Source organism: Dolichospermum sp. UHCC 0352 (assembly GCF_009711925.1).
GTDB lineage: Bacteria > Cyanobacteriota > Cyanobacteriia > Cyanobacteriales > Nostocaceae > Dolichospermum > Dolichospermum lemmermannii.
Map to the genome: position 1 here is coordinate 1 of NZ_VIKY01000230.1, position 1,064 is coordinate 1,064.

Consider the following 1,064-nt stretch of genomic DNA (forward strand, 5'->3'; position numbering starts at 1 on the left):
TTTGGCAATGACCGATAATTTATCTTCCTGTCTCTTATACACATCTAGATGTGTATAAGAGACAGCTGTACGGGCGAAGCATTTGGAGAACTATTTTTGGCAATGACCGATAATTTATCTTCCAAATGCTTCGCCCCTACTAACAACTGACTAATAACTAATCCAATCACTCCAACTACCAGCGTAAAGTTTAGCGGTGGGAATTCCAGCTATAGCTAAAGAAAGTAAATTTACACAAGCCGTCACACCAGAACCACAATAAACTAAAATTTCTTTATTTGTATCTATATTTTGCCAGTGTTGAGATTGTTCTGACGGAGGAAGTAGGCAACCAAAAGTATCAGTTATTTCTTGCCAAGGATAATTAACAGCACCGGGAATATGTCCAGCAATTTTATCAATTGGTTCTTTTTCTCCACGATAGCGTTCTCCTTCTCTGGAGTCTACTAAAACTACATCTGGACTATCTTTGTGATTTTTTACATAAGTAAAATCTACAACTTTATCCTCTTGGATTTGGGGAATAAATATGCCTCTTGCAGCAGTAGGAATTATATCTGTAACAGTATAACCTGCTTTTTGCCAACGGTTAAAGCCACCATCTAAAACAGCTACTTGTTCATGTCCTAAATACCGCAATAACCACCATAAACGAGATGCAAAAGCCAAGCGAGAATCATCATAAGCTACTACTAAAGTTTTTTGAGAATTTACCCCAATTGCTGATAATTTTTCGGCTAACTCTGTGGTATTTGGTAAAGGATGCCTGCCACCATGTTCTTGCACAGGACTAGATAAATCTTGATTTAAGTCTAAATAATAAGAGCCTGGGATATGATTAGCTTGATACTGTTTTTTTCCTAATTCGGCATCAGCTAAAGAAAACCGACAATCAACAATCACAACTTGAGAATTATTGAGATTTTCCAACAGCCATTGTGGAGAAACAATAAATTGATTATTCATGGGTAACTGGTAATTGGTAATTGGTAATTGGTAATTGGTGAAAACTATTCTTCTTTCTTCTTTCTTCTTCCTCCTGACTCCTGACTCCTGACTCCTGA

2 protein-coding genes are annotated in these 1,064 nt (G+C 36.9%); both read right to left on the reverse strand.

Annotation, left to right across the window (positions count from 1 at the left end; all coding sequences use genetic code 11):
- Positions 1 to 44: 44 nt before the first annotated feature.
- Complete coding sequence (locus tag FJR06_RS24735) at positions 45 to 170, reverse strand: hypothetical protein (RefSeq protein WP_256369512.1); 126 nt, start codon at positions 168 to 170, stop codon at positions 45 to 47.
- Entirely contained in the window at positions 151 to 966 is an 816-nt protein-coding gene (locus tag FJR06_RS16385) for a sulfurtransferase (RefSeq protein ID WP_015079711.1), read from the reverse strand. The genes FJR06_RS24735 and FJR06_RS16385 overlap by 20 nt, the downstream gene beginning before the upstream one ends.
- Positions 967 to 1,064: the final 98 nt, after the last annotated feature.

Coding starts and splice junctions, on each gene's coding strand:
- FJR06_RS16385 (WP_015079711.1), bottom strand. CDS start 966: ATGAATAATCAATTTATTGTTTCTCCACAATGGCTGTTGGAAAATCTC.